The sequence below is a fragment of the Coprococcus ammoniilyticus genome (assembly GCF_025567345.1).
In the GTDB taxonomy this organism is placed as follows: Bacteria; Bacillota; Clostridia; order Lachnospirales; family Lachnospiraceae; genus Coprococcus; species Coprococcus ammoniilyticus.
Genome location: NZ_JAOQJS010000006.1, coordinates 118,892 through 141,564 on the forward strand (window position 1 = coordinate 118,892; position 22,673 = coordinate 141,564).

At 42.9% G+C, this 22,673-nt stretch carries 19 protein-coding genes; all 19 read left to right on the top strand.

The window, feature by feature from the left end:
* Positions 1–45: 45 nt before the first annotated feature.
* The 19 genes from OCV60_RS10705 to OCV60_RS10795 all read left to right on the top strand — a co-directional run bounded on the left by OCV60_RS10705 (position 46) and on the right by OCV60_RS10795 (position 22,630).
* Complete coding sequence (locus OCV60_RS10705) at positions 46–1,530, top strand: AAA family ATPase (protein WP_021944529.1); 1,485 nt, start codon at positions 46–48, stop codon at positions 1,528–1,530.
* Positions 1,531–1,597: 67 nt separating this feature from the next.
* Positions 1,598–2,395, top strand: coding sequence for a Cof-type HAD-IIB family hydrolase (locus tag OCV60_RS10710; RefSeq protein WP_173789156.1), 798 nt, complete (start codon positions 1,598–1,600; stop codon positions 2,393–2,395).
* 40 nt (positions 2,396–2,435) lie between these two features.
* On the top strand, positions 2,436–3,965 hold the full coding sequence (locus OCV60_RS10715) for a C69 family dipeptidase (RefSeq protein WP_173789155.1): 1,530 nt from the start codon (positions 2,436–2,438) through the stop codon (positions 3,963–3,965).
* A 47-nt stretch (positions 3,966–4,012) separates the two neighbouring features.
* Positions 4,013–5,368: a sodium-dependent transporter gene (locus tag OCV60_RS10720; RefSeq protein WP_262530148.1), complete on the top strand. Its 1,356-nt coding sequence runs from the start codon at positions 4,013–4,015 to the stop codon at positions 5,366–5,368.
* 52 nt (positions 5,369–5,420) lie between these two features.
* Positions 5,421–5,861 carry an SseB family protein gene (locus tag OCV60_RS10725; protein WP_262530149.1) on the top strand — a complete coding sequence of 147 codons (441 nt, stop codon included), beginning with the start codon at positions 5,421–5,423 and terminating at the stop codon, positions 5,859–5,861.
* Positions 5,862–6,085: 224 nt separating this feature from the next.
* Complete coding sequence (locus OCV60_RS10730; protein ID WP_021944524.1) at positions 6,086–7,303, top strand: iron-containing alcohol dehydrogenase; 1,218 nt, start codon at positions 6,086–6,088, stop codon at positions 7,301–7,303.
* Between the two features lie 226 nt (positions 7,304–7,529).
* Entirely contained in the window at positions 7,530–9,179 is a 1,650-nt protein-coding gene (locus OCV60_RS10735; RefSeq protein WP_262530208.1) for a Na+/H+ antiporter NhaC family protein, read from the top strand.
* Positions 9,180–9,280: 101 nt separating this feature from the next.
* Positions 9,281–10,681 carry an alanine/glycine:cation symporter family protein gene (locus OCV60_RS10740; protein ID WP_021944522.1) on the top strand — a complete coding sequence of 467 codons (1,401 nt, stop codon included), beginning with the start codon at positions 9,281–9,283 and terminating at the stop codon, positions 10,679–10,681.
* Between the two features lie 261 nt (positions 10,682–10,942).
* Positions 10,943–11,860 carry a GDSL-type esterase/lipase family protein gene (locus OCV60_RS10745; protein ID WP_021944521.1) on the top strand — a complete coding sequence of 306 codons (918 nt, stop codon included), beginning with the start codon at positions 10,943–10,945 and terminating at the stop codon, positions 11,858–11,860.
* Positions 11,861–11,884: 24 nt separating this feature from the next.
* Entirely contained in the window at positions 11,885–12,457 is a 573-nt protein-coding gene (locus OCV60_RS10750) for a sigma-70 family RNA polymerase sigma factor (RefSeq protein WP_173789151.1), read from the top strand.
* Positions 12,447–13,331, top strand: coding sequence for a DUF3298 and DUF4163 domain-containing protein (locus OCV60_RS10755; protein WP_021944519.1), 885 nt, complete (start codon positions 12,447–12,449; stop codon positions 13,329–13,331). The genes OCV60_RS10750 and OCV60_RS10755 overlap by 11 nt, the downstream gene beginning before the upstream one ends.
* Before the next feature lie 268 nt (positions 13,332–13,599).
* A complete protein-coding gene (gene ftsH / locus OCV60_RS10760) occupies positions 13,600–15,417 on the top strand; it encodes an ATP-dependent zinc metalloprotease FtsH (RefSeq protein ID WP_117785257.1) in 1,818 nt (605 codons plus the stop codon).
* Between the two features lie 5 nt (positions 15,418–15,422).
* Positions 15,423–15,965 carry an HdeD family acid-resistance protein gene (locus OCV60_RS10765; RefSeq protein WP_021944517.1) on the top strand — a complete coding sequence of 181 codons (543 nt, stop codon included), beginning with the start codon at positions 15,423–15,425 and terminating at the stop codon, positions 15,963–15,965.
* 116 nt (positions 15,966–16,081) lie between these two features.
* The gene (locus OCV60_RS10770; protein WP_021944516.1) at positions 16,082–16,663 is read left to right on the top strand and encodes a xanthine phosphoribosyltransferase; all 582 of its coding nucleotides are present in this window, start codon (positions 16,082–16,084) and stop codon (positions 16,661–16,663) included.
* Positions 16,664–16,737: 74 nt separating this feature from the next.
* On the top strand, positions 16,738–17,289 hold the full coding sequence (locus OCV60_RS10775) for a DUF5336 domain-containing protein (RefSeq protein WP_021944515.1): 552 nt from the start codon (positions 16,738–16,740) through the stop codon (positions 17,287–17,289).
* Positions 17,290–17,900: 611 nt separating this feature from the next.
* Positions 17,901–19,364, top strand: a complete 1,464-nt coding sequence (locus tag OCV60_RS10780) for a putative DNA modification/repair radical SAM protein (protein ID WP_262530150.1) — start codon at positions 17,901–17,903, stop codon at positions 19,362–19,364.
* A gap of 107 nt (positions 19,365–19,471) precedes the next feature.
* A complete protein-coding gene (locus OCV60_RS10785; protein ID WP_117785259.1) occupies positions 19,472–20,305 on the top strand; it encodes a TIGR03915 family putative DNA repair protein in 834 nt (277 codons plus the stop codon).
* 170 nt (positions 20,306–20,475) lie between these two features.
* Positions 20,476–21,492 (top strand): UDP-glucose 4-epimerase GalE, encoded by a 1,017-nt coding sequence (gene galE, locus OCV60_RS10790; RefSeq protein WP_262530151.1) that lies wholly within the window; start codon positions 20,476–20,478, stop codon positions 21,490–21,492.
* 112 nt (positions 21,493–21,604) lie between these two features.
* Entirely contained in the window at positions 21,605–22,630 is a 1,026-nt protein-coding gene (locus OCV60_RS10795) for an aldo/keto reductase (RefSeq protein ID WP_021944512.1), read from the top strand.
* The last annotated feature ends 43 nt before the right edge of the window (positions 22,631–22,673 follow it).

A 22,673-nucleotide genomic window follows, 5' to 3' on the forward strand; every position in this document is an offset into this window, starting at 1 on the left:
TGCGGGTGTAGAAGAATAGAAAAATGATAAAAGGAGAAATTATATATGCCAGTTTTTGATTTCAGTGATAAACCGGTAAAGAATGAGGATACGGTTTGTACCTATACGGCATTTCAGTCAAATGCAAAGGAAAAGACACCGGAGGAACCGATTCTGGTGTTAGATAACAGTGAGAGACAGTGGATCCATCATGCGCTGGGCGTTTTTATAAATCCGGCAAAGCGTACTGCTTTTGAATTCAAGGAAAATGGGGAGACATTTTCAGCAGATATTTTAAAGATTGATTCCAGATTTGTCAGTCTGATCAAATGGTTGGGAGAAAATCATATCAGTGTACGTCTGTCCGGTAAAAATCTGGAAGATGGATATGCAGTATACAGAATTCGTGAGACAGCATTTGGTGGCGGAACCAAGTTATCTGCGGCAGATGGATTTTTACAGTTTATGATCGAACGACTGCTTGCAAGTACAGCATCAGAGGAAGTCGAGGAGGATGACGATGCAGACGAGGAAGGCGACGATATGAAGCTGACCAGTCTTCAGAGCATTTCCGATTTTATGACATGTGCGGGCAGAACGATGCCGGATAATATCCGTCTCTGGGCGAGAAGAAATCTTGCTGTTGCCAGATCAAACGAGGTGTCACCGGAGGAGCGTCGTCATGCACAGAGAGCACTCTCGATCATGATGAATATTCAGTGGAAGAGCAATTATTTTGAAGCGATCGATCCGGTTGAAGCAAGACGGATCCTGGATGAAGAATTATATGGAATGGAACGTGTAAAGCAGAGAATCATGGAGACGGTTATCCAGATCAACCGAACTCATACCCTTCCTGCTTATGGACTTCTGTTGGTTGGACCTGCCGGTACCGGAAAATCACAGATCGCGTATGCGGTTGCCCGTATTCTGAAACTACCATGGACAACCCTTGATATGAGTTCGATCAATGATCCGGAGCAGCTTACAGGAAGCTCCAGAATCTATGCAAATGCAAAGCCGGGTATCATCATGGAAGCATTTTCGATCGCAGGAGAATCCAATCTGGTATTTATTATCAATGAGCTTGATAAGGCTGCATCCGGAAAGGGAAATGGAAATCCCGCGGATGTACTTCTGACTTTGCTTGATAACCTTGGATTTACAGATAACTATATGGAGTGTATGATCCCGACCGTTGGCGTATATCCGATCGCGACGGCAAATAATAAAGAAGATATCAGTGCGCCATTGATGTCACGTTTTGCGGTTATCGACATACCGGATTATACCTTTGAAGAAAAGAAGATCATCTTCAGTAAATTTGCATTGCCAAAGGTATTGAAGCGGATCGGTCTGAAAGAAAATGAATGTATCATCACAGAGGATGGTCTGGATGCGGTCATAGAAGAATTCAAGAATACCTCCGGTATCCGTGATCTGGAGCAGGCAGCCGAGCATCTGGCAGCAAATGCACTTTACCGGATCGAGGTAGATCATGTACCACAGGTGACATTTGATGCGGAAGGTGTAAGACATTTATTCCTGTAGGAGATTTCCTGTAGGAATGTTACCGGACGGCTGTTTTTAGTTAAATGAAAATGGAGCATAAGTAGAAATGATAAAATTAGTTGCAAGTGACGTGGATGGAACTCTTGTTCCGGACGGAACATTTGAGATTGATCCTGAGATCTATGATGTGATAAAGAAACTGAAAGAAAAGGGTATTACCTTTGTGGCAGCAAGTGGCAGACAGTATGCGAGCCTTAAGAAGTTATTTGCGCCGGTTGCAGACCGGATATTGTATATCCCGGATAATGGCGGATTTGTCAGAGGAAGTAAGGGTGAAACATGGCTCAAACGTCCGATGGAGAAAGACTTGATCCGTGCGATTGTGGAGGATGCAGAGAAGCTGCCGGATGTAGAGCTGATGCTCTGTGGAAGGGACTACGCATATGTTGGAAGCGAGGATGGACGACTGTATAACTGGATGCGGGAAGCATACCGCTATGAGATCAAGGCAGTGCCGGATCTTACCGATATTGATGATGATATCGTGAAGATCTCGATATTTCACCCGGAGGATGCAGAGCGGATCGTAAAAGACTGGTTTTATGACAAATGGAAGGATACCATTCTGCTGGCACCTGCCGGAGTTTACTGGGTAGACTGTTCGGAACCATCGATCAACAAGGGAAGTGCATTACAGTTTCTGCTTGATAAATATGAGATCAAACCGGATGAAGTTATGGTATTTGGTGATAATATCAATGACCTTGGTATGCTTGCCTGTGCAAAGGAAAGCTATGCGATCGGAAGTGCCAGAGATGAGGTAAAGCAGGCAGCAGCCCATGTAGCAGATACGATGCGCAATCAGGGTGTGATCAAGGTGTTAAAGGAGCAGTTGTTAAAATAAACTTAGACAGTAGTTGTGATTGAAAAAGGAGTGAAGCCTGATGGCATGTACAACGATATTAGTTGGAAAGAAGGCATCCTATGATGGATCAACGATCATTGCCAGAAACGATGATTCAGGATCCGGTCATTATATGCCGAAGAAATTTGTAGTCGTAGAACCGGAAGAACAGCCGAAGATCTACCGTTCGGTTCTGGCGCATCTGGAAATTCCGCTTCCGGAAGAAGCGATGCGCTATACCTCGATGCCAAATGCAGTCGATGGTGAGGGCATCTGGGCGGCAAGCGGTGTAAATGCAGCCCATGTTGCAATGACAGCGACCGAAACCATTACATCGAATCCGAGAGTGCTCGGTGCAGATCCTCTGGTCGAGTATCAGCCGGCAGAGAACGGAAACGAAGAAATACCGGGCGGAATCGGAGAAGAAGATATTGTCTGTCTGGTACTCCCATATATAAGAAGTGCGAGAGCAGGTGTAGAACGTCTTGGAAATCTGCTTGAAACGTACGGAACCTACGAGATGAATGGAATCGCATTCCAGGATCAGGATGAGATCTGGTGGATGGAGACGATCGGAGGACATCACTGGATCGCGAAGAAAGTGCCGGATGATGTCTATGTTGTGATGCCGAATCAGTTCGGCACGGATATATTTGATATGAAGGATGCATTAACGGATCAGAACGCACATATGTGCTCAAAGGATCTGGCGGAATTTATCGAGAAGAATCATCTGGATCTGACTATTAGAAGAAGCACAGAATGTAAGGCCGAAGATGCGGATCTGCCGTTTGGCAGATTCATTAATCCAAGAGAGATATTTGGCAGTCATGATGATTCGGATCATGTCTACAATACACCAAGAGCATGGTTTATGGAGCGGTACCTGAATCCGAAGACCTACCGCTGGGATGGTGAAAATGCAGATTACACACCGGTATCGGACGACATTCCATGGAGTCTGATTCCGGAGCATAAGGTGACGATGGAGGATGTCAAATATGTGTTGTCCTCGCATTATCAGGGAACAACATATGACCCATATCTTCCATATGGAGATAAGAAGATGGCAGGTGCATATCGTTCCATCGGCATTAACCGGACTGATTTCATGTCTGCGATCCAGATGCGACCATATGGAACAGAGGACAGCCGTGTGATCGAGTGGGTGGCATTTGCCTCAAATGCATTTAATGTCATGGTGCCATTTTATGCAAATGTGGACACAACACCGGAATATCTGGCGAACACGACCGCTGATGTATCTACCGATAATTTCTACTGGAGCAGCCGAATGATCGCAGCGATGGCAGATGCATCTTACAGCAAGTCGCTGTTTCATATCGAACGGTATCAGGAAACCATGCTTGCGAAAGGGCATGAGGTGATCAACAGATACGATGAGCAGATAGAAAAAGAACCGGATGCCGGTAAACGAAGTGTGCTTCGAGAGCAGGCCAATCAGGAAATGGCAGATATCCTCCGGAAAGAGACCGGTAATACGCTTTCCAAAGTCTTATATGAACTGAGTAATCAGATGAAGAATTCTTATGCGAGATCGGATGCTTAAGGCATCGGCATAGAGAAGCAAGAAATACAGGAGAAAAAGTAGAAAATATGAAACGAGAATCATTTAAATCCCGTTTAGGCTTTTTATTAGTAAGTGCGGGATGTGCAATCGGAATTGGAAATGTATGGAGATTCCCATATGTAGTAGGAGAAAACGGCGGTGGTATCTTTGTACTGTTCTATCTGCTGTTCCTTGTGGCAATGGGACTTCCGGTTCTGACCATGGAGCTTGCAGTCGGACGAGGAAGCAGGAAGAGTGCGGTTCTTGCATATAAGGAGCTTGAGAAACCAAAGAGCAAATGGCATATCCATGGCTGGTTTGCCATCTTTGGATGTTATGTGCTGATGATGTACTATACAACCGTATCCGGCTGGATGGTATCGTATTTTTATAAATTCGTAACAGGCGAATTCAAGGCAGGTATGGATGTGGATGCGACCGGATCTGTATTCTCGGATCTGCTTGCCGATCCAAAGCAGATGGGCTTCTGGATGATCCTGACGGTTATTGTTGGATTTATTGTATGTAGCCGCGGACTTCAGAATGGTCTGGAAAGGATCAGTAAGATCATGATGACAGCACTGTTGGTGCTGATCGTGGTACTGGCAGTTCACAGTATTACTTTATCAGGAGCCGGCGAAGGTTTACGGTTCTACCTGATTCCAAATCTGTCAACGGTTGAGAAAGTTGGTATTGGAAATGTGATCTCGGCGGCTATGAATCAGGCATTCTTCACTCTGAGTCTTGGTGTAGCTGCGATGGAGATCTTCGGAAGTTATATGAGCAAGGATCATGCGCTGGCAGGCGAAGGTGTGCGAATCTGTGCTCTGGATACATTTGTTGCTGTTATGTCAGGATTGATCATTTTTCCGGCATGTTTCAGTTATGGCGTAGAGGTTACTTCAGGACCAAAGCTGATATTTGTAACGCTGCCGAATGTATTTGTAAATATGGCAGGTGGAAGGATCTGGGGTTCTCTGTTCTTTCTGTTTATGACATTTGCAAGTTTTTCGACAGTAATTGCAGTATTTGAAAATATTATGTCTTTTGCAATGGATATGTTCGGATGGAGCAGGAATAAGACAGCCATCATCAATTGCATTATTATTCTGATCGCAAGTCTTCCTTGTGTTCTGGGATACAACGTGTGGAGTGATCTGCACCTGATCGGTGGCAGAGATGTATTAGACAGTGAGGACTTCCTGGTAAGTAATCTTTTGCTCCCACTCGGTTCGCTGATCTATCTGTTGTTCTGTGTTACGAAATGGGGCTGGGGCTTTGATAATTATATCGAGGAAGTAAATACCGGTTCCGGACTGAAAATGTCCAGAAAATTAAAACCATATTTCCAGTTTGTACTTCCTGTTCTGATCCTGATCATTCTGATTCAGGGACTGTTATAAAGAAGATTTTCAAGATAAAATATGAGAAGATATTTGGGAGATAAGACGGTATATGGATACAAAAAAATATGAAGATCAGATGCCTGTAGATGAAGGTCTACAGGGAAATGAGACAATCGAAGAAGCAATCCTTGCTTTACAGCAGGAACCGACAGAAGAAATACTTGCGCATACGCTTACAGTGATAAGACGGCGTGCGAGAGCAAATGGACAGTTCATTGTTGCTGTTATACCACCGGTGGGTGCGGAGAGCAGTTTGCAGATCCAGGCGATCCAGACCGAGGATGAGCGGTACTGGTGGATGGCATTTACCGGCTTTGATGAGGAGATAAAGGGCGGTGAAACCGTAATGTCAACCTTTATGGCAGATATCAGCCATCTCTTTGAAGCAGCTTTAATGACGGACGATATAGAGGGCATTATTCTGAATCCCTGGAATCGCGCATTAATGCTGGATAAGAGCCTGCTTCAGCTGATTCTTGCAGGAAAGTAGCTCAACATTAGAAAAATGCCATTTTTTATATAAAAAGTTTAGAAAATTTAATTTTTCACAAAAACAGTTGTTTAAATTTCACAAAAATATAATGAGAAATGAAAAGAATTGTGATATAATCAGAAAGTAGTGTAGTAGTACACTACTTTTTGTTTTTTATAGGCAAGAGCCGTTTGCGGCTCCTTAGTCGTACCAATAAGATAGAGTAATAGGAGGATGGAAAGATGGCAAGATTTACGTTACCTAGAGATATTTATCATGGAAAGGATGCATTAGATGCATTAAAAACTTTTAAAGGAAAAAGGGCGATGATCTGTGTTGGCGGTGGCTCGATGAAACGCTTTGGATTTCTGGATAAAGTAGAAAAGAATCTGAAAGAGGCAGGAATGGAAGTTCAGTTATTTGAAGGCATTGAACCGGATCCGTCTGTTGAAACAGTTATGAAGGGTGCTGCTGCCATGCTGGAGTTTGAACCGGACTGGATCGTAGCAATCGGCGGAGGTTCTCCGATTGATGCGGCAAAGGCAATGTGGATCAAATATGAATATCCGGACATTACATTTGAAGATATGTGTAAGGTATTTGGTATTCCTTCCCTTCGTAAAAAAGCTCATTTCTGTGCAATTTCATCTACTTCAGGAACTGCAACTGAAGTAACGGCCTTTTCAATTATCACGGATTATCAGAAGGGCATCAAATACCCGATCGCTGATTTTGAGATTACACCGGATGTAGCGATCGTTGATCCTGAGCTGGCAGAGACGATGCCGCAGAAGTTAGTTGCTCATACCGGTATGGATGCAATGACACATGCGATCGAGGCATATGTATCAACCGCAAACTGTGATTTCACAGATCCGCTTGCATTACATGCTATTAAGATGATCCAGAATGATCTGGTTGGTTCTTATAACGGAGATATGGAAAAACGTGATGCAATGCACAACGCTCAGTGCCTTGCAGGTATGGCATTCTCAAATGCGCTTCTGGGTATTGTTCATTCTATGGCACATAAAACAGGTGCAGCATTTGCGGATTATGGTGCACACATCATTCACGGTGCGGCAAATGCAATGTATCTGCCGAAGGTCATCGCATTTAATGCAAAGGATGAAACTGCAAAAGAAAGATATGGAGTGATTGCAGACTTTATGGGACTTGGCGGTGATACATTAGATGAGAAGGTAACACTTCTGATCAACTATCTGCGTAAGATGAACGATGATCTGAATATCCCACACTGTATCAAACATTATGGTGCTGACAGCTATCCGGCAGAGCAGGGCTTTGTACCTGAGAATGTATTCTTAGAGCGGTTGCCTGAGATCGCAGCAAATGCAATATTGGATGCATGTACAGGATCAAATCCAAGACAGCCGAGTCAGGAAGAGATGGAGAAACTCTTAAAGTGCTGTTATTATGATTCAGAGGTTGATTTCTAAAAGTTATTGATTTATAAGAGGTACAATACTGATATAAAATAAGAAACCAGGGTATTTTTGGAACAAATTCCGAAAATACCCTTTTAAAATGTCAGGTAAAACTTGATTTCTCAGGGATAGCACTTTATACTGGAAAAGTAGTGTGCCTTTATGGAAACGAATGTAGCAGAATGCTTATCATAGGGCATAAAAAACAAAAGAAAATTTTGGAGGAGAGAAATTGAAGATCAAAAGAAAACAGATAGCGATGCTTATATTCATTGCGATCATAATCGTACTCATGGTGGTAACCGGTAAAACACCGGGGGAGATCGCAGATCCGGAGAATTATCAATGTAAGACATATGCAACGATATTATCTCTGCTTCCACCGGTTATTGCGATCGGTCTGGCACTGATCACAAAGGAAGTTTATACCTCATTGCTTGCAGGTATTATCACAGGTGGATTATTATATTCGAATTTCAATCTGGAGTTAGGTATCAATACCATGCTGTTTAATGAAAATGGCGGTATGATCGCGAAGCTTTCAGATTCAGGAAATACGGGTATTCTGGTATTTCTTGTTATGCTTGGTATTCTGGTATCCCTGTTAAATAAAGCAGGAGGCTCTGCGGCATTTGGAAAATGGGCATCAAAACACATTAAGACAAGGATTGGTGCACAATTATCCGTTATGGTTCTTGGAATCCTGATCTTTGTAGACGATTATTTTAATTGTCTGACTGTAGGAAGTGTCCTTCGTCCCGTAACAGATCGTCATAAAGTATCAAGAGCCAAATTATCTTATATTATTGATGCTACAGCAGCACCGGTGTGTATCATAGCACCGATCAGTTCATGGGCTGCAGCTGTTACATCATCCGTACCGGAAGATGCTGGAATTAACGGATTTGCAGTATTTATCCAGACAATTCCATATAATCTGTATGCGCTTCTTACGTTAGTCATGGTACTTGGAGTAACCATTCTTCGTGTTGATTTCGGTCCGATGAAGAGACATGAAATGAATGCGATAGCAGGGGATCTGTTCACAACTCCGGGAAGACCATATGAAGATAATGAAGAAGAAATTTTAAAAGAAAATGCACATGTGCTGGATCTGATCCTGCCGGTTGTTGTGCTGATCATAAGCTGTATCATTGCAATGGTATATACAGGCGGTTTCTTCAGCGGAACATCATTTGTAGATGCATTCGCAAATTCATCCGCATCGGTTGGTCTGGTGCTTGGTGGTGCTGTTACACTGGTATTTACGTTTATTTATTTCATGCTGCGTGATACCTTATCCTTCCGGGAATTTACGGAATGTATACCGGAAGGTTTCAAATCAATGATCGCACCGATCCTGATCCTTACAATGGCGTGGACACTTTCCGGTATGACGAATCTCCTTGGCGCAAAGGTATATGTAGCTGATCTGGTATCCAGTTCTGCCGGTTCCATGCAGGGCTTCCTGCCGATGATCATATTCATTGTTGCAGCCTTACTTGCATTTGCCACCGGAACGTCATGGGGAACCTTCAGTATTCTGATCCCGATCGTGATCGGCGTATTCCCATCCGGACAGATGATGGTAATCTCTATCGCATCCTGTCTTGCAGGTGCGGTATGTGGTGACCACTGCTCCCCAATCTCAGATACAACGATCATGGCATCTGCCGGAGGACATTGTGAGCATGTAAACCATGTATCTACACAGCTTCCATATGCAATTGTTGTAGCTGCAGTATGTATGGTTGGATATCTGCTGATCGGAATTCTTCAGGCTGCGAAGCTTGCCGCACTTTCATGGCTTGCGCTTCCGGTTTGTATCGTGCTGTTATTTGTAGTTCTAATGCTTATTCGTGCAAAAACCGGACGTGAAGAGGTTTAGGTTTCGAATATTTTCACCGAAACGTATGGACATATTTAAGAGCGTACGACCTGAATTCGAAAAACTTGCCAGATTATAGTAAAGGAAATTAGTAGTAAAATATGTTAGAAACAATTGAATCAATCAACAACGTAGTCAATAACTTTATATGGGGTGTCCCTGCCATGATCTGTATTATTGGTGTCGGTCTGGTGTTAAGCTTCCGAACCCGGTTTCTGCAGATCCGGAAATTCCCATATGCGATGAAAGTTACGATCGGGCGAATGTTTCGAAAGAAACAGGCTGCCGATGGAGCCATGACACCGTTTCAGGCGGTGTGTACCGCGCTTGCGGCTACGGTCGGTACAGGAAATATAGCGGGTGTTGCAGGAGCAATCGCTATCGGTGGACCGGGTGCCGTCTTCTGGATGTGGATATCCGCACTTCTTGGTATGTGTACAAAGTTTTCAGAAGTAACACTCGCCGTTCATTTCCGGGAGAAGAATGATAAGGGCGAATTTGTCGGCGGACCGATGTATTACATCAAGAATGGTCTGAAGAAGCACTGGCACTGGCTTGCATATCTGTTTGCGGCATTTGGTGTGATCACAGTGTTCGGTACAGGAAATGCCACACAGGTAAACACGATCACGACAGCGATCGATTCTGCATTATTTAATTATGGAATTATTTCAAAGGATTCCGTATCAAACATAAATCTGGTCATCGGTATTGTGCTCGCAGTCCTGCTTGCATTGATCCTGCTTGGCGGGATTAAGAGAATCGGACAGGTAACAGAGAAGCTGGTACCATTTATGGCACTGTTCTATGTGGTGCTTGCGCTTGGAGTCGTAATTTTAAATATCAATCATGTGCCGGCAGTATTTAAAGAGATTGTGGAAGGCGCATTTTCACCGGCGTCAGTAACCGGTGGTGTTGTTGGAAGCTTTTTCATGAGCATGAAGAAGGGTGTATCAAGAGGTATCTTTTCAAATGAGGCCGGGCTTGGTACAGGTTCAATCGCACATGCATGTGCAGATACAAGAAAGCCGGTAAAACAGGGATTCTTTGGAATCTTTGAAGTATTCGTAGATACTATAGTTATCTGTACCCTGACTGCATTGGTTATACTTTGCAGCGAAGTGCCGATCACATATGGACAGGCAGCGGGCGCTGAGCTTACGATCAGTGGGTTTACTGCTACATATGGCAACTGGGTATCACTTTTTACAGCTGTGGCAATGTGCTGTTTCGCATTTTCAACTATTATTGGTTGGGGATTATATGGTGCGAGGTGTATCGAGTTCCTGTTCGGAACAAAGGTAAATAAGCCGTTTATGTTTGTTTATTCACTGGTTGCTATCGTTGGTGCAACCTTAGATCTTGGATTGCTCTGGAGTATTGCAGAGACTTTCAATGGTCTGATGGCGATACCAAACCTGATCGCAGTATTCTTGCTTTCCGGTGTAGTTGTGAAGCTGGTCAGGGAGCATTTTGATCCGGAAGCAAGGGAAGAAGCATAATAAAAATAACAGATAAATAATAGATAAACAAAAAACATCTAATCGGATAACAGATATGAATATGTCGTTAACCGATTGGATGTTTTTTTACTTTATGGAAGGTTTTATTGTATAAAGCAAGGAACTTCAGATCGAAAGTTCGTCAAATCAAAATTTTTTCAAAAAATATAAATTTGTATCAACTTTTTTTCATCCTTAAACATCTAAATAATAGAAAACAAAGTAAGAAATACTTTTGAGATAGATAAGGAGGAACGGATAATGCGTCAGAATGGGAATAGAGTCAGATTACAAAAAAGAAGAAAGATGTTCTTAATGCAGCAAAAGAGAAAGAGAAGGAGAAGAAGACAGCAGATATTTATGCGTGTAACGGCAGCAGCAATGCTTCTGTTTGCGTTCTGCATCAGTATTCGGTTCATACATATGGCGAAAGACAGACCGATTGTAGAAGGATCAACGCAGGAGCCTGTGACAACAGAGGTAAGTACGACAGAGACAAGTACGACAGAGAGTTCCGGAACCGGTAATGTGAAAGAGACATTGCTGACAGGCCGGGGCGATGATACAACAACAGGATCAGTAAAAAACATGGATTTAAAGAGCGATGACAAATCAAATGATTTTTCGGATGCGGTATTTGTCGGAGATTCCAGAACGGAAGGCTTCGTGTTACAAACCGGTATACAGACAACCGCATATGTACACAAGGGATTAACTGTTGCAAGCGCATATACCGCAAAAGTAATCCATCAGGACGATGAAGACCGGTCAGTGATGGAGGCACTTGCCAGAACAAGATATAATCGTGTATATTTAATGTTTGGAATCAATGAGACAGGCTGGATCAGTAATGATATATTTATCTCAGATTACAAGCAGATCATTGATGATATTAAGGCACAAAATCCATCTGCAAAGATATTTATTCAGTCGGTACTTCCGGTAAGTAAAGCGGTATCGGATTCCGGCGGATATGTCAGAAATGATAAGATCGCGGAATATAATAAACGATTAGAGCAGCTTGCAGCGGATGAAGGTGCTACATTTGTGAATGTGCAGGAAGCGGTATCAACAGATGGAGTTCTGCCGGATGATGCGGCCACAGATGGAATTCATCTGAATAAGAAATATTGTGAAAAATGGCTCACATATCTGGAGGAACATACACTGGATAAATAAAAATATTAACAGAGGGAACAGAACGTGAATGAGCGTAGTATTTTAAGAAAAACGAAATATCAGAATGAACGTGCCAGTTATAAAAAGCAGGAATCACAAGATACGGGAATCCGGTCAACTGTGGTGATACGATTTATTGAGGATAATCAGGAGAAGTTTTATCGGATGGCATTTGGCTATATGAAGAATGAACAGGATGCTTTAGATGCGGTTCATGATGCGGTTGTTAAGATACTGCAGAACCGGAGCCAGGTAAAAAGTCCGGAATACTTTGAAACATGGGCGTATCGTATACTGATCAATGAATGTCTGATGGCTTTGCGAAGACAAAAAAAGGTTGTCTATCTGCAGGAGGATGATTCACTTGAAGACCGTACAGACAGAACGGGAAAGCAGGAGGAATATGTCGATCTGTATCATTCTATGGATCGGCTTCCGGCAAAATTGAAAACAGTCGTTCTTCTGCGTTTTTTTGAAGATATGCCATTTGACAAGATCGCAGAGGTTACAGGAGATAATATCAACACAGTAAAATCAAGGTTGTATAAGGCTTTGAAACTCTTAAAGCTGGATTTGGAGGTTTATGATGAAGTTTAATAAAGAGGAATATGAAAATATAAAAATCCCGGAACAATTGAATTCCATAGTTCAGGATGCGATAGAAGAAGGGTTGACGACAGAGAGCACAGGGATGTCGGATCAGAAGCCTGTTAATATATATACGAGACGGAAGAAACATATACTGCGTTATGCAGGAGAGGCCGTAGCTGCAATGTTTTTGATATTTGTGGTTCTGCTGAATGTATCTCCGACGTTTGCAAAGGCAGCAGCAGATACGCCGTTTATCGGTCCTGTGTGTCAGGTATTTACCTTCCGGGAATATGAATATGCGGATGAAGCCAAATATGTAAATGTGAAAGTTCCGCAGTTGAATAATACCGGAAATTCCGAACTGGAAAAGCGTGTGAATCGTGAGATAGCAAAGATGATCAACCAGGAAGTGGAAGCAAGTAAGAAGCGTGCGGAAGAAGAGTATAACGCTTATATATTAACCGGGGGAGATCCGAAGAACTTTATCCCATATGATATCGTTATTGACTATGAGGTCAAATGTCTGGATGAACATTATGTATCCTTTGTGATCAGTGAAAATGAGACCCGGGCAACCGGTTATTACCAGATGTTCTATTATAACATTGATCTGGATACAGGAAAGGATATTACATTAAAAGAATGGTTTGGCAGCAATTATAAGAAGATCATAGCCGATGAGGTTCAGAAGCAGATCAATACCTGGGACGACGAAAAGAAATTCTATCTCTGGGAAGATTTAGATCTGGAAGATCTGATCAATGAAGATACACAGTTTTATATCAATGACAAGGATCAGGTTGTGGTATTTTTTAATAAATATGAGCTGGGTGCAGGAGCAATGGGAACGCCGGAATTTATAATTGATGTATCAAAGTAATATAAAATAAAAAGCTGTAAAGGAAGTGTGAAATCTTTATAAAAGAGATTGACATTTCCTTTTTTTCTGGCTATATTGTTCTAAAAGAAACTTAGCACTCTTATATAGCGAGTGCTAACAGCTTTTCCTGCATAAGCAATACCAAAAGCTGTGTCAACACAGGTTAGCGATGATTGCTATGATAATTTGCGAAACTTGGAAATAATACAGGAAAAGGCAGTACACATGTGTAGAAATTACAGGTACCTGCCGGAAAGAGAGGAGACATATGAAAGAAGTAAAATCACCCAAGAAGCCATTGATCTTCTATTATGGGATCGTGCTGGTTATTCTTCTGGTTTTTAATATGTTCATTTATCCGCTTCTGATGAAGACACAGGTCAAGGAAGTAGATTACGGAACATTTATGAAGATGATCAATGAGAAAAATATTGGTGAAGTAGAGGTGGCTGATTCTGAGATCATCTTCACAGACAAGGATAAGAACACATACTATAAGACCGGAGCTATGGATGATCCGGGACTGACGGAACGATTATACGATGCCGGAGCGGTATTTTCAAAGAATGTCGAGGAGACGGTATCACCGGTCTGGCATTTCCTGTTGACATTCCTTCTTCCGATCATTATATTCATCGGACTGGGTCAGTATTTCAGTAAGAAGCTGATCGAACAGGCGGGCGGGAAGAATGCGATGTCCTTTGGAATGGGCAAGAGCAATGCCAAGGTATATGTGCAGTCAACAAACGGTATCCGTTTCTCGGATGTTGCAGGAGAGGATGAAGCAAAAGAGAATCTGGCAGAAATCGTTGATTATCTGCACAACCCTGCGAAATATACGGATGTCGGTGCTTCGATGCCAAAGGGTGTCCTGTTAGTAGGTCCTCCGGGAACCGGTAAAACAATGCTTGCAAAAGCAGTTGCGGGAGAGTCCAATGTACCGTTCTTCTCGATGTCCGGTTCGGAATTCGTAGAAATGTTTGTAGGTATGGGTGCCTCCAAGGTTAGAGATCTGTTCAAGCAGGCAAAGGAAAAAGCACCATGTATTGTATTTATCGATGAGATCGATGCGATCGGTAAGAAGCGTGACGGACAGATCGGAGGGAATGATGAAAGAGAACAGACCTTGAACCAGCTCCTGACTGAGATGGATGGTTTTGAAGGAAACAACGGCGTTATCATCCTGGCGGCAACAAACCGACCGGAATCGCTTGATCCTGCACTTACCCGTCCGGGTCGATTCGACCGTAGAGTTCCGGTTGAACTTCCGGATCTGAAAGGAAGGGAAGCGATCCTTCAGGTACATGCCAGAAAGATCAAGGTTTCGGATGATGTGGATTTCCATACAATCGCAAGAATGGCAGCAGGAGCTTCCGGTGCAGAGCTGGCAAATATCGTAAATGAAGCAGCTCTTCGGACAGTACGGGCAGGCAGAACGATCGTTACAGAAGCAGATCTTGAAGAAAGCGTAGAAGTAGTTATCGCAGGATATCAGAAGAAGAATGCTGTTTTATCAGATAAAGAAAAGCATGTGGTTGCCTATCATGAGATCGGCCATGCGCTCGTAGCGGCCATGCAGTCACACTCGGCACCGGTACAGAAGATCACGATCATTCCGAGAACCTCAGGTGCGCTCGGCTACACCATGCAGGTGGAACAGGGAGACAAATATCTGCTGACAAAAGAAGAACTGGAAAATAAGATTGCAACCTTTACCGGTGGACGTGCAGCAGAGGAAGTGATATTCGGTGAAGTTACGACCGGAGCATCGAATGATATCGAGCAGGCAACGAAGATCGCACGGGCGATGATCACCCAGTATGGCATGAATGATGACTTTGATATGGTTGCGATGGAGACGAGAAATAATCAGTATCTTGGTGGGGATACATCCCTTACCTGTTCACCGGAAACCCAGCGGGAGATTGACCGCAAGGTTGTAAAACTGGTGAAGGTTCAGCATGAAAAAGCGCGTAAGATTTTAGAGGAGAACCGGGAAAAGCTGGATGAGTTGGCAGCCTTTTTATATGAGAAAGAGACGATCACAGGAGACGAATTTATGAGCATTTTACAGGATAAGAGGTGAGAATTATGAGGAAACGAACAGAATTTGGCTGGATGGAGCTGATACTTGGAATCATACTCACTATACTTGGTATCTTTACGATGATCCGTCCTGAAAGTATGTTGAACAGTATTGTCATCTGTTACGGAATCGTGGCAGCAGTCAGCGGTATAACAGATATTATATTCTATGTAAAGATGGAGCGGCATATGGGAGTTGTACCGACAGTATCCCTGACCTCCGGCATCTTAAGTACCCTGCTTGGTATGATGCTGATCCTCTGTCCGGGAGCCGCACAACGGTTAGTAATCTGGCTCTTTGCACTCTGGATCATTATGCACAGTATATCCAGACTGTCCCATATCAGCACTGTACGGTATTTTGCAGGTAACAGCTTCGGACTTGTATCCCTGTTGTTAAATATCGTCGGTATCGTGATTGGAGTTATGCTTCTGATAGAACCGATTACAGCAGTTGTCGCATTTGGTTATCTGATCGGACTGTATCTGACCGTGCTTGGAATTGATAGTATTGCATCAGCACTCAGCAAAATGGGATCAGACTGGTAGGCGTAAATAATTTGAATCATAAAAAATACATTTCCAGTAGAATCTCGTCGAGAAATGATGTATGATTGTACTAATTGTTTGTTAAGGACGAAAGCAATCTCAAGGAGGAACTACAGTTGAATTTCTTAGAAGAAAGAATTGTAAAAGACGGAATTGTAAAAGAAGGAAATGTATTAAAGGTTGACAGCTTTTTGAATCACCAGATGGACATCCGGTTATTTGACCAGATCGGTGAAGAATTTAAGAAGCGTTTTGAAGGAACGCCGATCAATAAGATTCTCACGATCGAGGCATCCGGAATCGGGATTGCATGTGTGGCAGCGCGACAGTTTGATGTGCCTGTTATCTTTGCGAAGAAATCAAAAAGCATCAATATAGAAGGTGAAGTATATGTGGCAGAGGTAGAATCCTTTACCCACAAATGTAAGAATCAGGTTATCGTGTCAAAGAAATTCTTGAATCCGGATGACAATGTTCTGATCATTGATGACTTCCTCGCAAATGGCTGTGCGCTTCAGGGATTGATCTCTATCGTGACATCAGCCGGTGCAAATGTTGCGGGAATCGGTATCGTAATCGAAAAAGGCTTCCAGACCGGCGGACAGATCATCCGGAATCTGGGATATCATCTGGAATCTTTGGCGATCGTAGACGGGATGGATACAGCGACAGGAAAGATCGTTTTCCGGGAGCAGTAGGAAGCAACGACAAAGGTTGTAAATCGTTTCACGATCGTAGCCTTGTCCCAGAGGAGTAATTAAAGGAGTTTTTTATGGCAGAACAGAATGAGAAAGATTCTGTGCAGACAACCTCCGGCAGTGGAGAGCACAGAGAGAAAGATTTATCCATTATGGATTACAGTAAGACCTATGGAGGAATCTCCAAACGGTTTTCAAATGTAGCAAATGAGAAGATGGAGACACCGAAACCTGTCGCGATCGGAAGAGTTCTGATCGGACTTATGGCGATGCTTCTGATATGGGCAAACTTCCAGCCGTTCGTTCAGGCGACTGTGGATGGAACAACAGAATCCGTCAATTTCCTGAGTGGAGACGGAATCCTTGTTATATTTTTTGCATTGATCACAAGTATTATAATGGTATTTAAAAATGCAAGAAAATGGACGTTACTTACAGCGATCCTGACTCTGGCTGTGATCATGATTGATCTGGTCAATACAATGGTTCAGATTAAGAATAATGCCAATGGCGATATAGTCTATAGCCTTGGCTATGGAACCATCTTCCTGCTGATCGGTGCGATCGTTATGGTAGCCGGTGCAGCAATGATTCTGGTGACAGACTTGAAGAATAAGAAGAAATAGTTAAAAGTGTAAAATAAAAAGAATAGCAGTATCATTATGTGGCAAGGAGATGTCTTGTGAAATAATGGATACTGCTATTTTTTTATCTTGATTCAAAAACTTATGAAAACAATATACTTAATAATTCGATTATTTTTTATCCAATGGCTTTTCAGCTTTAAAATTAACAGCCTAAACCAAGGTACTTGCAGATCATATTCCAAAGATCTGAACAGTTATAATTAATACACATAATAAAATCCTCCTGTTGTAATTTATAAATGTATCGATCGAGTACAATGAAATTGTAACAATTCTGTAACATTTTCACAATATGAAACAATTACCAGTTTGATTTTTAAATGTGGAAATATGTATATAGTTTATTACAAAGACAGAAAAAGGCTTCCTGCCAGTGCCCGGTATATATCTTTATGGAACAGACCTTTTTTCACGTCGGTCCTTGGTGAACTGCGATAGGCAGTGAGCCTAGTACCGCTACGTGAAAAACAGAACACAAGTGTTCTGTGGAATAAAGGATGTATACCGGGCACTAGCAGGAAGCCTTTTTCGTATGTAAAAAACAAAAATTTCCACTTGAAAAATCGAACGTAAGTTCTTATAATAAACATATGTTCGAAATACAAGCAAATAAAACCATACAGGAAAAATTACATATACTGGCGGATGCGGCGAAGTATGATGTGGCATGTACATCCAGCGGTGTGGATCGAAAAGGAAAGGAAGGAATGCTCGGAAATGCACGATCCTGCGGAATCTGTCACAGCTTTGCATCAGACGGGCGCTGTATCTCTCTGCTCAAGATTCTGATGACGAATCATTGTATTTATGACTGCAAGTATTGCGTGAACCGAGTATCGAATGATGTCAAGCGTGCCACTTTTACGCCGGAGGAGATCTGTGAACTGACGATCGAATTTTATAAAAGGAATTATATAGAAGGGCTGTTCTTAAGCTCCGGTGTGATCCGTGATCCGACATACACGATGGAGCAGATCTGTATAACCTTACAGCTCCTTCGTACAAAATACAGGTTCAACGGATATATTCATGTAAAGACGATTCCGGGTGCGCCGGATGAACTGCTTGCGGCAGCCGGATTTCTGGCAGACCGCATCAGTGTGAATCTGGAGCTGCCGACTGCGGAGAGCCTGAAGAAGCTTGCTCCGAATAAGAGCTTCCAGACGATCATGATTCCGATGGGGAAAGTGCGTGATACGATCGCAGAGACAAGAACCCTGATAGGGAAAGATGCAAGAATGGAACGCAGTCTGGGGAATCGTTACCTGCCGGGAAGTATATTCGGGAAAGAACAGTTACGGCTGACCGGAGCACAGAGTAATGGAGGCGGCTCTCTTTGGAAGAAAGCAGCTTCCTTTGCTCCGGCAACTCAGGATACATGGAAGCCGCGGGCATTTGCACCGGCAGGTCAGAGTACACAGATGATCATTGGAGCATCCGATGAGAGCGACTATATGCTGGTTCAGACGACACAGAAGTTATACCAGAACTATGATCTGAAACGTGTCTTTTATTCCGCATATATTCCGGTAAATGAGGATTCGGCACTTCCGGCGCTTGAGACTCCGGTTCCGCTTCTGAGAGAACACCGACTGTATCAGGCAGACTGGCTGCTGCGGTTTTATGGATTTCAGGCAGATGAATTGTTGTCGGAGGAGCGACCGAATTTTAATGCCCGCATGGATCCGAAATGCGACTGGGCGATTCGGCATCTGGAACAGTTCCCGATCGAAGTGCAGACAGCTTCTTATGATACGCTGCTCCGGGTGCCGGGGATAGGACCGAAATCAGCAGGCAGGATCGTAAAGGCGAGACGGTACGGACATCTGGAATTTGACCATCTGAAGAAGATGGGTGTGGTGTTGAAACGGGCGCATTATTTTATTACCTGTGGAGGACGGATGATGTATAAGATACCGATCGAAGAGCAGTATATTACCAGACAACTGATAGGCGAGCATGCAAAAGAAAACTGGCAGGTAGAGCATAAGGAAGAAGAATATAAGCAGTTATCCTTTTTTGATGCTCAGGGAGTATTTGGAGTTCCGAATTGATTTGTGGATAAATGTAAAATCCTATTTAAGAATAGACGATTGTATGAAGAAATATTGTCAGGATAGATTTTATAGATAGATGAGGATATAGATGGGAGAATGTAAATATGAGGATATTTACCTGTAAACATCAATTAGAAGATATGATGACCTGCATCTATGATGCATGGGTCTATGCACTCCGGGTCGGACATGATAAGGTGCAGTTACGGACGGAGCCGATCGTGCAGGCAACTTTATTTGACGAGTATGTCCATGTGGATGCCGATGCAGAAAAGACGGAAAAGGTTCTGCGTTCCGTTCGAAATAAGATCGGGATGCAGGCATATATCGATGTGTATTATGCCTGTCTGATGGAAGAAGATGTACTGGACGATATCTACCGGTTTTTGCGGATCGGATTTCAGGCAGGACCAAGGGTGATCGGGATGCTTGCAGAGTCTCCGGTCAGCCGGATGCTGGAGATTCGGCGGGCAGTTGGAAATGAAATTCATCATTTTCGGGAATTTGCCAGATTCAATTCGATCGATAATAAGGTGTATGTCTGTCATCTGGAACCGAAGCATGATGTGATCTATCAGGTGGCAGAGCATTTTGCAGACCGGATGCCGGATGAATATTTTATGATCCTTGATGATAACCGGAAGTATGCGGTGATCCATCCGGGAAAACATTACTCAGGGCAGCAGGCAGATAGAGAAAGAGAGATTTCAGAACAGAACCAATATATGAAGGAAAAGGCTCAGAAGATGTATTTGCGGGAGTTGTCCGATGAGGAAATGAAGACGCTCCGACAGACGGAATTATTGAAGGATGAATATACCGAACTCTGGAAGACCTTCTTTCATACGATCGGGATTGAACAGCGGAAGAATCCGACCTGCCAGCGGAATCTGATGCCGATATGGAAGCGGAAGCATGCGGTAGAATTCATGCAGTAAACAAAAAAGAATAAAATTTACTAACTTTTAGTAAAAATTTAGCAAAAACTATTGATTAGTTTTTATTCTCGTGTATAATGATGATAGTGGTTATCGTAACAGAGAATCCGGTACCGATAAATGTTGTGATAACCGAAGGTTAAGAATTTATTTTACAGGAGGATTATGATATGAAGATTTTAGTAACAGGTGGTGCTGGTTATATTGGAAGTCATACCTGCGTTGAATTATTAGAAGCAGGATATAATGTAGTAGTTGTTGACAATCTGTATAATGCGAGTCCGAAAGTAATTGGAAGAATAAAAGAGATAACAGGAAAAGACGTAACATTTTATGAGAAGGATATCCGTGATCTGGATGCAATGAATGAAATCTTTGCAAAAGAAAAGCCGGATACAGTAATTCATTTTGCAGGCTTAAAGGCAGTTGGCGAATCTGTTCGTAAGCCACTCGAATATTATGAGAATAACATTGCGGGTACATTAACACTTTGCAAGGCAATGCGCGAGAATGGATGCAAGAACATTATCTTTTCATCATCTGCAACCGTATATGGCAATCCTGCATTTATTCCGATCACAGAGGAATGTCCAAAGGGTGTCTGCACAAATCCTTACGGCTGGACCAAGCATATGCTTGAGCAGATCCTGACAGATATCCACACAGCAGATCCGGAATGGAATGTAATCCTGCTTCGTTACTTCAATCCAATCGGAGCACATAAGAGCGGACTGATCGGAGAAGATCCAAAGGGTATTCCAAACAACCTGCTTCCTTATGTAGCACAGGTAGCGGTAGGAAAGCTTCCTTGTCTTGGTGTATTCGGTGATGACTATGATACACCGGATGGAACAGGTGTCAGAGATTATATCCATGTTGTAGATCTTGCCAAGGGTCATGTAAAAGCGATCAATAAGATCAAAGAGAATCCGGGTGTAAAGATTTACAATCTGGGTACAGGAAAAGGATACAGCGTTTTAGATGTTGTTAAGGCATTTGAGAAGGCATGCGGCAAGAAGATTCCTTATGAGATCAAGCCTCGTCGTGCAGGTGATATCGCAACCTGTTATTCTGATGCAACTCTTGCTAAGAAAGAACTTGGCTGGGAAGCAGAATACGGAATTGATGAGATGTGCGCAGATTCATGGAGATGGCAGAGCATGAATCCGGATGGCTATGGTGCATAATGAAAATATTCAGTAAATAAGTAACAGACAGGCAATTGTAAACGTGCCGGAATACAGGGCATAGAGAAGATACAATTGCCTGTTTGTTTAAGATAGAAAGGGGTTAGTTTATATGGCTGAATATACAGCTTCAAAGACCAGATATACAGAGACAGAAGGAACGGATTTTTACCGTCATTGCGGTAAAAGTGGTCTGATGCTTCCTCCAATCGCACTGGGACTCTGGCATAATTTTGGTAGTGTAGATAATTATGAAAATATGAAACAGATGTGTTTTACCGCATTCGATCACGGAATCACACATTTTGATCTGGCAAATAATTACGGACCGGTATATGGAAGTGCAGAGGAAAACTTCGGCAGAATCCTTCGGGAAGAAATGAGTGCTTACAGAGACGAGATGGTGATCAGTACAAAAGCAGGATATGATATGTGGGAAGGCCCTTATGGCAACTGGGGCAGCCGCAAATACCTGATCGCGAGTCTGGATCAGAGCTTAAAGAGAATGGGACTTCCATATGTAGATATCTTCTATCATCATCGCATGGATCCGAACACACCGTTAGAAGAGACGATGGAAGCACTTGCACAGATTGTAAGAAGTGGTAAGGCTTTATACGTAGGTTTGTCGAATTATGACGGCCCGACGATGGCGAAAGCAGAGCGGATTCTGGATGAACTGCATTGTCCGTTTATCATCAATCAGAATTGTTACAGTATTCTGGATCGGACAGTTGAGAAGAACGGACTACTGAAGCAGACATATGCATCCGGAAGAGGACTGATCTGCTTTTCTCCACTGGCACAGGGTATGTTAACCGATAAATATCTGCAGAATATTCCAAAGGACAGCCGGGTGGCAAGAGACGGACGGTTCCTTCATGAGGATCAGGTCGTATCGATGCGTCCGCTTCTGACAGAGTTAAATGATATTGCAGCAGGCTATAATATGAGCTTGTCAGAGCTTGCGATTGCATGGCTGCTGAATAAACCGGAGGTTACAACCGTTTTGATCGGTGCATCGAAGCCGGAACAGATACTCAGTAATCTGAAGGCTGCTGAGAAGCAGAGAACAACCGAGATGGAAGCAGAGGAACTGGCACTGATCGAAAAGGCGGTCAACCTTTATCACGCATAGATGATAAGTGTTATTTGACTTCACTTCAAAAAAGAATATAATA

Coding starts and splice junctions, on each gene's coding strand:
- OCV60_RS10785 (WP_117785259.1), top strand. CDS start 19,472: ATGAGGATATTTACCTGTAAACATCAATTAGAAGATATGATGACCTGC.
- OCV60_RS10715 (WP_173789155.1), top strand. CDS start 2,436: ATGGCATGTACAACGATATTAGTTGGAAAGAAGGCATCCTATGATGGA.
- OCV60_RS10755 (WP_021944519.1), top strand. CDS start 12,447: ATGAAGTTTAATAAAGAGGAATATGAAAATATAAAAATCCCGGAACAA.
- OCV60_RS10740 (WP_021944522.1), top strand. CDS start 9,281: ATGTTAGAAACAATTGAATCAATCAACAACGTAGTCAATAACTTTATA.
- ftsH (WP_117785257.1), top strand. CDS start 13,600: ATGAAAGAAGTAAAATCACCCAAGAAGCCATTGATCTTCTATTATGGG.
- OCV60_RS10780 (WP_262530150.1), top strand. CDS start 17,901: ATGTTCGAAATACAAGCAAATAAAACCATACAGGAAAAATTACATATA.
- OCV60_RS10710 (WP_173789156.1), top strand. CDS start 1,598: ATGATAAAATTAGTTGCAAGTGACGTGGATGGAACTCTTGTTCCGGAC.
- OCV60_RS10775 (WP_021944515.1), top strand. CDS start 16,738: ATGGCAGAACAGAATGAGAAAGATTCTGTGCAGACAACCTCCGGCAGT.
- galE (WP_262530151.1), top strand. CDS start 20,476: ATGAAGATTTTAGTAACAGGTGGTGCTGGTTATATTGGAAGTCATACC.
- OCV60_RS10745 (WP_021944521.1), top strand. CDS start 10,943: ATGCGTCAGAATGGGAATAGAGTCAGATTACAAAAAAGAAGAAAGATG.
- OCV60_RS10765 (WP_021944517.1), top strand. CDS start 15,423: ATGAGGAAACGAACAGAATTTGGCTGGATGGAGCTGATACTTGGAATC.
- OCV60_RS10720 (WP_262530148.1), top strand. CDS start 4,013: ATGAAACGAGAATCATTTAAATCCCGTTTAGGCTTTTTATTAGTAAGT.
- OCV60_RS10725 (WP_262530149.1), top strand. CDS start 5,421: ATGGATACAAAAAAATATGAAGATCAGATGCCTGTAGATGAAGGTCTA.
- OCV60_RS10705 (WP_021944529.1), top strand. CDS start 46: ATGCCAGTTTTTGATTTCAGTGATAAACCGGTAAAGAATGAGGATACG.
- OCV60_RS10795 (WP_021944512.1), top strand. CDS start 21,605: ATGGCTGAATATACAGCTTCAAAGACCAGATATACAGAGACAGAAGGA.
- OCV60_RS10730 (WP_021944524.1), top strand. CDS start 6,086: ATGGCAAGATTTACGTTACCTAGAGATATTTATCATGGAAAGGATGCA.